Genomic DNA, 8,696 nt, shown 5'->3' with positions numbered 1-8,696 from the left:
TGGCCCGGTGGTCGGGCTCGGACAGGCCGTAGTGGTCGAAGACGATGGCGTCGAAGCTCTCGCGCACCGCCGTGGCGGCCAGGTCCTCGGCGGGGATGCGGACGCTGTCCGGCGAGAAGGCGTCGAGCAACTCGGCGACGGCAGGCGGGCCCACGAAGGCATAGCTGGCGCCCTGCGCCTCCAGCGCCCTCGCGAGCGTCAGCGAGCGCATGACGTGGCCGCCGCCCACGAACGGGCCGGCGTCCGCTACGAAGAGGATGCGCGGTCCGGTCATAGCCGCCGATGGCCTCCGAAGTGGGCGAGATCGGGGCGGCGCTCCAGGAAAGCGCGGATGTCGGCCGACACGAAGGCGGGATTCTGCGGGTAGAGCGCCGCGTAGACCGCCTCGGCGAAGGCGTAGTCATCGGGGGTGTCGACGGTCCAGCGGATGTCGCCGTCGTCGGCGCCCGGGCTGGTCAGCCAGGCGGCGCGGTAGCCGTGGTCGCCGTGGTAGAGGTCCCAGGTGACGTGCTCGCGGGCCTCTCGGGAGGCCGCCTCGGCGGCGAGGCGGCGGAGCGCGGCGGCGGTCATCACCTCGACGTCCTGCCCCTTGGGATAGCTGAACGTGTCCGGCGTGTTCGACGTGTAGTCGGCGCCGCTGTCCAGGTGGAGCGCGACCGTGGCGTCGACGACGGCGGGATCGGTCAGCGGGCAGTCGGCGGTGAGGCGGACGACATGTTCCGCCGGCCAGGCCTCCAGCGCGCCGGCGAAGCGGGCGAGCACATCGTCCAGCGGGCCCCGGTGAACCGCGACGCCGGCCTGCGCCATCGCCTCGGCCAGAGGGTCGTCGGTGGGCTCGGTGCTGGTGGCGAGGACCAGGCGGTCGAGGCGGGCGCAACGCCGCAGGCGCTCGATCTGGCGGAGCACCATCGGGCGGCCGCAGAGCGGCTTCAGCACCTTGCCGGGGAGGCGGGTGGAACTCATCCGGGCCTGGAGGACCGCGAGGATCATCCGCCCCGACATGCGCTGATGCGGAGGAAAAGCAAAGGGCCGCCCCGAAGGGCGGCCCTCGCATTCCGGATTGTCGGTCGGGCTAGATGAAGTTGCCCGATCCGATCGTCGTGAGGTCGGCGACGCCTACGAGGACGATCGCCTGATCGGCCGTACCGTCGCCGTTGGTGTCGGCGAAGACCACCACGTCGGCGCCGATGTCGTAGGCCGCGTAGATCACCGTGCCGTCCATCGCCGTGTTGGCGGCGGTGAGGGCCGCGGAGAAGTCGGCCGCCGCCGCTTCGACGTAGTTCGCACCGGTGCCCGCGCTGGTCCCGAACTCGAAGAGGTCGGCGCCGTCGAAGTCGGTGATCTGGTCGGCGGTGGCGAGCGTGAGGCCCGTGTCGCCGCTGGCGAAGAAGAAGGTGTCCGCCGCCGCGCCGCCCGAGAGGGTGTCGACCCCGGAGCCGCCCGTGATGCTGTCCGCCGCCGCGCCGCCGACGATCGAGTCGCCGCCGCCGCCGCCGTTCAGGATGTCGCTCCCGCCGGCGCCGTCGATGGTGTCGGCGCCGCCGCCCATCGAGACGTTGTCGATGCCCGCGCCGCCCACGACCGAGTCCGTGCCGCCCGAACCCGTGACGGTGTTCGAGCCGTCGCCCGTCGAGATCGTGTCGTTGCCCGATCCGACGTTGATGACGTCGGAATTGGCGCCGCCCGTGATCGTGTCGTTGCCGCCGCCGCCTTCGACGGTGTTCGACCCGTCGCCGGTGACGATGGTGTCGTTGCCGCTGCTGGCGATGATGTTGTCGGCGCCGGCGCCGCCGGTGATCTGGTCGTTGCCGCCGCCGCCGGTGAGGGTGTTGTTCCCGTCGCCGCCGGTGATGGTGTCGTTGCCGGACGACAGGGTGATGTTGTCGTTGCCGTTGCCCGCCGTGACCCGGTCATTGCCGCCCTGGCCCTGGATGACGTTGTCGCCGCCGGCGTCGACGATGGTGTCGTTGCCCGCCCCGGCGGTGATCGTGTCGCCGCCCGTGCCCGAGCTGATGCTGTCGTCGCCGTTCGACGTGTCGATGATGCTGGCGATGCTGCTGGCCGAGCCGTTGACGGTGTCGTCGCCGATGTCCGCCGTCACCGAGCCGCGGCCGGTGAAGGTGATCATGTCGTTGCCGGCGCCGCCCAGGATGATGTCCAGCCCCGCGCCCGAAACGATGGTGTCGTTGCCCGAGCCGCCGTTCAGCGTGTCGTTGTCGGCGCCCGCGGTGATCTGGTCGTTGCCGCCGCCGCCGGTGACGGAGTTGTTGCCGGCCCCGGCCGTGACGACGTTCTCGCCTTCGCCCGTGGTGATGGTGTCGTTGCCGCCCGTGGTGGTGATGGTGTCGCTGCCGGCGCCGCCGATGGCGCTGTCGTTGCCGCCGCCGCCGACGAAGATGTCGTCGCCGTCGCCGAGGTCGGCGTCGTCGTCGCCCGCGCCCGACGAGATCGAGTCGGCGCCCGCGCCCACGTTGTAGATGGTGTCGAGGCCGGCGCCCGAGACGGTGTCGGTCCCGCTGCCGGTGGTGACGGAGCCGCCGCCGCCGCCCATGGCGACCGTGTTGACGCCCGCGCCGGCGTTGATGGTGTCTTCGCCGCCGCCGGCGTTGATCACGTCGTCGCCGATGTCGGTGTTGATCACGTCGTTGCCGGCGCCCGCGGTGACCTGGTCGTCGCCCGCGCCGGAGTTGATCGTGTTGTCGCCGGCGCCGGCGCTGATCGTGTCGTTGCCTGCGCCCGAGTCGATCAGGTCGTTGTCGACGGTGGAGCTGATCGAGTCGTTGCCGCTGCCGGACGTGATCGTGTTGGCGCCGCCGACGCCCTGGATGACGTTGTTGCCTTCGCCGCCGGCGATGTTGTCGGCGTTGGCCCCGCCCACGACGCTGTCGTTGCCCGCGCCGGCGTTGACGACGTTCAGGCCCGCACCGGTGGTGATGGTGTCGTCGCCGTTGCCGGCGTCGATCGTGTCGGCGCCCGCGCCGCCCACGACGCTGTCGTTGCCTTCGCCGCCGTCGAACGAGTCGGAGCCCGCGCCGCCCCCGTCGAGCGTGTCGGCGCCTTCCTGGCCCTGCAGGACGTCGCTGCCCGTGCCGCCCAGGATGCTGTCGTCGCCGAGGTTGCCCAGCAGGAAGTCGGCGCCGCCGCCGCCGTTGATGGTGTCGGAGCCCTGGCCGCCCAGCAGCAGGTCGGCGCCCGCGCCGCCCACGATGCTGTCGTCGCCGAGGTTGCCCTGGGCGAACTGGCGCAGGTCGACCGTGCCGCCCGTCCCGGTGTTGATGGTGTCGTTGTCGCGGCCGCCGTACATCACGTCGAGGCCCGTGCCGCCCACGAGCGAGTCGTCGCCCTGGTTGCCCTGCAGCACGTCGTTGCCGACCGCGCCGTCGAGGGTGTCGCTGCCCGTGCCGCCGTACATGCCGTCGGCGCCGCCGGTGCCGGTGCGGTTGTCGTCGCCCAGCGTGCCCACGAACAGCAGCGAGCTGTCGGTGAAGGCGAAGTCGGATTCACTGGCGCCGCCGGTCCGCAGGCCGCCCGGGTCGTTGAACGTCAGCGACTTGAAGGGCGCATTGAGCGTGATGTAGTCGGGCGTGTTCGCCGTGAAGGGGACGAAGATCACCGATACCTGCGCCGCCGAGAGGCCCGGGGTCGTGAAGATGATCTGGTCGGTGGCAAAAGCGTAGTTGAGCGCCTCGTCGGGCGTCATGGTCTCGAAGAAGAACGTCGCCACTGTGCGGCCCCCAAAAACGAATCAGGTTGGTGTCCCTTGGCGGGGATCGTATCCACAATTCCTTAGCTAAGGTTACCGAGACGGGCGGACCCGGCAAGAAACCATTGCCTCAGGTTGAGCGTGTGGACGCTATCAAGCCGACCCGTCGTATCGGCGCAACAGTTCACGTGCCGCCCGGTCGGTTTCTAGCAGGGGCGGATAGGGCGCCGACGTCAGGTCGCCGACAAAGGGCGCTGCGACTCCGCGTCGCGCCAGTTCGGCGTGGAAGCGAGCAAGCTTGGCGCTATGCCCTTGCATCGGAAGAACAAAGATCGGCCGACCCGTCGCGGCCGCGTCGGTGGCGAGGTTCGTGGAGTCCTCGGTGACCAGGATGGCGTCCGCCGCCGCCAGATAGGCGAAGTAGGGGTTGTCGCCGGTCCCGTCCCAGATCACGCCGGGCAGGGCCGACAGCGCCGCGGCGAGCGCCGCGCGCGCGGGCGCGGGCGTGCGCCGGGTGAAACTGACCATGACCGAGCCGCCGGCCGCGTTAACGGATCGCGCGATGCCGGCCGCCATTTCGGCCGCCCGGGCGCGCGGGAGATCGTGCGCCCTGGACCTGCCGCCGACGATCACGGCCACCCGCGGGTGGGGCAGGGCGTCCAGTTGCTCGGCGAACCTGGCATGTTCGACCGCCAGGCGCTCGGGCGTGACGCGGTTGGGCGCGCCGAGGATCGGGAAGACGTTCGGTCCCGCCAGCCCGTCGTGCTCGGGCGGAACGACGAGGTCGAAGCGGTCGAGCGGCGCCCTCGGGTCCTGGGTCTGCACGACGAAAGTCTTGCCGGCGGCCCGCTTCAGCATGCGGGTCGAGAGCGGGAGCGTGGCGCGGCCCGCCGCGATCCAGATGTCGGGGTAGGGCGGCTCGACGGAATCGCCGCTCTGGGCGGCGGGCGGGATCAGCCGCCAGGGCAAGCGGCCGAGGCCATAGGGCCAGCCGATGCGCTTCGGCGTGATGAGGGCGGGCCGGATCCGCGCGACGGCCTCGGCGAGGCCCAGCGCCTGGGCCTCGATGCCGGCGCGCCCGTCCGAGACGGCCCAGATCCTGAGAGGACGTCCGCCTTCGGGCATCGGGCCTAGAGCCCGTCCTGTCCGGACAGGCTCTCCGGAGCCTCGATCGCGCGGATCTTCATCGCCAAACCGGTATCCACCTGGCGCGATGCGCGTGGGTCAGACCCACTCCACCTTGGTGATCTCGTAGGCCTTCACGCCGCCGGGGGTGTTCACCTCGACGACGTCGCCCGTCTCCTTGCCGATGATCGCCCGCGCGATCGGCGAAGTGATCGACACGCGGCCGCGCTTCACGTCGGCCTCGTGCTCGCCCACGATCTGGTAGCGGGCCTCTTCCTCGGTGTCCTCGTCGACCACCGAGACGGTCGCGCCGAACTTCACCTGGCTGCCGGACAGCTTGGACACGTCGATGACCTGGGCGCGGGCCATCTTGTCCTCGATGTCGGCGATCGTGCCTTCGATCCAGCCCTGGCGCTCCTTGGCGGCGTGGTACTCGGCGTTCTCCGAGAGATCGCCGTGCGCGCGCGCTTCCGAGATCGCCGCGATCACGGCCGGCCGCTCGATCGTCTTCAAACGCTTGAGGTCTTCGTCGAGAGCCTTGTAGCCCTCGGCGGTCATCGGGACTTTTTCCATCGTAACTCGAAGTTCGCCTTGGCTATCCCCAACCCGGCCGCGGGCGCACGCGACCCGGGGGCGAAGAAACTAGAATTGTGCGGCGCAAGAATCAAGAGCGGGGGTCGGTCAGCTCCAGCGCGGCGACCAGTCCGGGCCGGTTGTCGCCCAGCACCAGCCGCCCACCATGCAGCTTGGCGCAAGCGGCCACGAGCGCAAGCCCCAGACCCGAGCCCGACGTCGTGCGGGCCGCTTCCAGGCGAACGAAGCGCTCCTGGACCCGGCCGAGCTGATCGGTCGGCACGCCCGGCCCGTCGTCGGCGACCACCACCCGCGCGCGCCCGGCGCCCGACTCCTCCACGCGCACCTTCACCGTCGCGCCCGGCCCCGCGTGGATCACGGCGTTGTGCAGCAGGTTGCCGACCGCCTGGCGAAGGAGGGCGGGGTGGACGCGGGCCAGCACCGGCACCTGCGGCGCCTCCGCGACCAGGGTCTGGCCCGCATCCTCCAGCACCGGCTCGAACAGTTCGGCGAGGCCGAGCACGAGGTCCGCGAGGTCGACGCGCTGCATGTTTTCCCGCGAGAGGCCGCTTTCGGCGTGGGCGATGTCGAGCAGGGCGTTCAGCGTCGCCAGAACCTGGTCGGCCTCGGCCTGGGCGTCGCCGACGGCCTGGGCGCGCAGGCCGGGCGGCGCCTCGGGGTCGGCGGCGCGGGAGAGGGCGCCCTTCATCCGCGTCAGCGGAGATCGCAGGTCGTGGGCGATCGAGTCGGTGACCGTGCGCATGCCGGTCATCAGCTCCTCGATGCGGGTCAGCATGTGGTTCACCGCCGCGCCGAGGTGGTCGAACACGTCGCCCTTGTCGCGGACCGGGGCCCGGGCCGACAGGTCGCCGCCGGCGATCCGCTCGGCGGTGTGGGCGATGGCGCGCGTGCGCCGGAGCAGCATGGCGTTGAGGCCGAACCCGCCCGCCGCCGCGCCCAGAGCGGTCAGGAGCACCGCCAGCGCAGAGCCGCGGAAGACGGCGTCGCGCAGGGTGTCGCGGGCCGACAGGTCCTCGGCGACGATCAGGGTGTATCCGCCGCCCAGCGGCTGGGCGAGCACGCGCCAGAGCTTCCGGGGCGACGAGTCCGGCTCGACGACGGTGCGCCAGCCGGTATCGGGCGCGTCCAGCGAACTCACGACGTCGGCGCCGGCCAGCATGCGGCCGCGGTCGTCCTCCAGGGCGTAGCGGAAGCCGTCGGCCGAACCGACGCGCGCCTGCCGGTTGAGCGCCTTGGCCAGCCCCTTCACCCCTTCGTCGTGGGCGAAGGCGACGAAGTAGTCGCGTGCGGAGGTGGCCATCGCCGTCTGCTGGCGCGCGATCGCCCGTTCGCCGGCGCGGTCCACCAGCAGCAGGCCCAGGACGACGGCGGCCAGGGCCACCAGGGCGGCCACGGCGGGCCAGATCCAGGGTCTGAGCCTCACGGGTGTGTGGAGAGCCGGTATCCGGAGCCGCGGACGGTGTGCAGTAGCGGCGTGTCGAAGCCCTCGTCGATCTTCTTGCGCAGTCGGCTGACGTGGGTGTCGATGAGGCTGGTGTGCGGGTCGAAGCGGTAGTCCCAGAGTTCCTCCAGCATCATGGTGCGCGTCACCACCCGGTCCTTGTGGCGCAGGAGATGCTCCAGCAGCTTGAACTCGCGGGGCAGGAGGTCGAGCCGCCGGCCGGCCCGGGTCACCCGGCGGGTCAGCAGATCCATCTCGAGGTCGCCGCAGGCGAGGCTGGTGACCTCCTGGCGCGTCGCCGGCCGGCGCAGCATGGCCGCGAGCCGGGCCGACAGCTCCGAGAAGGCGAACGGCTTGGAGAGGTAGTCGTCGCCGCCGGCGCGGAGGCCGCGCACCCGCTCGTCCAACTGGCCGAGAGCCGACAGGATGATGAGCGGAGTGTGGACGTCGGCGGCGCGCAGCGCCTTGACTACCGACAGCCCGTCCATGCCGGGCAGCATGCGGTCGAGGATCACGGCGTCGAAATCCGCGGAGCTGGCGAGGTAGAGGGCGTCGCGGCCGTCGGCCACATGCTCGACGGTATAGCCTTCCTGGCGCAGGCCGTTCAGCAGGGTCTCGGCGGTGCCGCCGTCGTCCTCTACCACCAGGATCTTCGCGCCCATGGCGGCTCCTGCTCAAGCTTGCGCGGGCTATGCACCCCGATCGGGACGAAATAGCGGCCGGACGGGACGGGGGACGAAAAAGCGGCGGGCGCCCGGATGGGGGACGCGATGCGCCCGCCGCCGCCCCCCTTGGCCGGCGGTTCCACACACAAACGCAGATGCGGACCGGCCAAGAGAAACTCTGTTTCGTCGGTGGCGGTCAGGCCTTCGTGCAGGCGGCCATGAAGGCCTTGCGGGTCTGGGTGTGCTTCTTCTCGGCCTTCCACTGCTTGGCGCAGTCGGCGGGCTTCGGATCGGCGGCGGCCGCGGCGGCCGGCTGCGCCTTTGCGGCGGGCTTGGTGGCGGCCAGCGCCTGGGCGCCGCCGCAGAGCGAGAGGATCAGCGCCGAGGAGATGAGGATCTTGCGCATGGGTGTGGGGGTCTCCCTTCGGCCGCCGGGGCGGCGGCGAGGGACATCTGATCCGGTCGGACTGGCGCTCTTCTGACCGCGGCCTCGCAAATCTGTAAGGTTCGAACTAGCTATGGGGCCGACGCGGGAGAGCGCCATGGCCGCGAAGCGCGGGATCACCCTCTATCACTCGCCCGCCAGCCGGGCGTTCGTCGCCTACTGGATGCTGGAGGAACTGGGCGTCGCCTTCGACGTGCAGACGGTCGACATCCGCAAGGGCGAGCAGAAGGCGCCCTGGTACTTGAAGCTGAACCCGGCCGGGAAGGTCCCGACGCTGACCGATGGCGAGGTTGTGGTCAGCGAGAACCCGGCCATCGCGATCTACCTGGCCGACCGGTACAGCTACGGCGGCCTCGCGCCGCGGATCGAGGATCCGGCGCGCGGCGCGTATCTGAAGTGGATGGTGTTTGCGAGCGCCGTCGTGGATCCGGTCGCGTCGCTGCACACCAGCAACATCGACCTGCCGGGCTACACGCACAGCTTCGGGACCTTCGACGACATGGTCCAGGTGCTGGTCGGCGCGCTGGACGGGCGCGAGCACCTCCTGGGCGAGGCGTTCTCGGCCGCGGACGTGGTTCTGGGCGGGGCCATCAGCTTCCTGATGTTCCGCAAGGTGCTGCCCGAGCACCCGGCGCTTCTCGACTACAACAACCGCCTCACCGCCCGCGACGCCTACCAGCGCGCCGCCGACGCGACCTGGCCGCCGGAGCTGTTCCAGCGGGG

Annotated in this window: 8 protein-coding genes and 1 pseudogene; 1 reads left to right on the top strand and 8 read right to left on the bottom strand. The window is 71.1% G+C overall.

Annotated features, from left to right (window positions below; translation table 11 throughout):
* The 8 genes and pseudogenes from JNL41_RS08080 to JNL41_RS08045 form a co-directional block, all read right to left on the bottom strand.
* A pseudogene (locus JNL41_RS08080) lies at window positions 1-274 on the bottom strand (UDP-2,4-diacetamido-2,4,6-trideoxy-beta-L-altropyranose hydrolase); the annotation flags it as partial.
* Complete coding sequence (locus tag JNL41_RS08075) at window positions 271-990, bottom strand: glycosyltransferase family protein (protein ID WP_293473836.1); 720 nt, start codon at window positions 988-990, stop codon at window positions 271-273. The gene JNL41_RS08075 and the pseudogene JNL41_RS08080, both read right to left, overlap by 4 nt.
* A gap of 82 nt (window positions 991-1,072) precedes the next feature.
* Window positions 1,073-3,724, bottom strand: coding sequence for a calcium-binding protein (locus tag JNL41_RS08070; RefSeq protein WP_293473834.1), 2,652 nt, complete (start codon window positions 3,722-3,724; stop codon window positions 1,073-1,075).
* A gap of 132 nt (window positions 3,725-3,856) precedes the next feature.
* Window positions 3,857-4,828, bottom strand: coding sequence for a mitochondrial fission ELM1 family protein (locus JNL41_RS08065; protein ID WP_293473832.1), 972 nt, complete (start codon window positions 4,826-4,828; stop codon window positions 3,857-3,859).
* Between the two features lie 99 nt (window positions 4,829-4,927).
* On the bottom strand, window positions 4,928-5,401 hold the full coding sequence (gene greA, locus JNL41_RS08060; RefSeq protein WP_293473830.1) for a transcription elongation factor GreA: 474 nt from the start codon (window positions 5,399-5,401) through the stop codon (window positions 4,928-4,930).
* Window positions 5,402-5,492: 91 nt separating this feature from the next.
* Window positions 5,493-6,845: a HAMP domain-containing sensor histidine kinase gene (locus JNL41_RS08055; protein ID WP_293473828.1), complete on the bottom strand. Its 1,353-nt coding sequence runs from the start codon at window positions 6,843-6,845 to the stop codon at window positions 5,493-5,495.
* Window positions 6,842-7,525: a response regulator transcription factor gene (locus tag JNL41_RS08050; protein WP_293473826.1), complete on the bottom strand. Its 684-nt coding sequence runs from the start codon at window positions 7,523-7,525 to the stop codon at window positions 6,842-6,844. Before JNL41_RS08050 ends, JNL41_RS08055 begins: the two co-directional genes overlap by 4 nt.
* A gap of 199 nt (window positions 7,526-7,724) precedes the next feature.
* Entirely contained in the window at window positions 7,725-7,934 is a 210-nt protein-coding gene (locus tag JNL41_RS08045; RefSeq protein WP_293473824.1) for a hypothetical protein, read from the bottom strand.
* A 136-nt stretch (window positions 7,935-8,070) separates the two neighbouring features.
* Here JNL41_RS08045 and JNL41_RS08040 point away from each other — a divergent pair.
* A partial coding sequence (locus tag JNL41_RS08040; protein ID WP_293473822.1) for a glutathione S-transferase family protein occupies window positions 8,071-8,696 on the top strand: 626 nt, incomplete at its 3' end.

The sequence above is a fragment of the Phenylobacterium sp. genome, from assembly GCF_016793285.1.
Taxonomy (GTDB): Bacteria; Pseudomonadota; Alphaproteobacteria; order Caulobacterales; family Caulobacteraceae; genus Phenylobacterium.
This window is presented reverse-complemented; position numbering and strand designations above follow the sequence as displayed.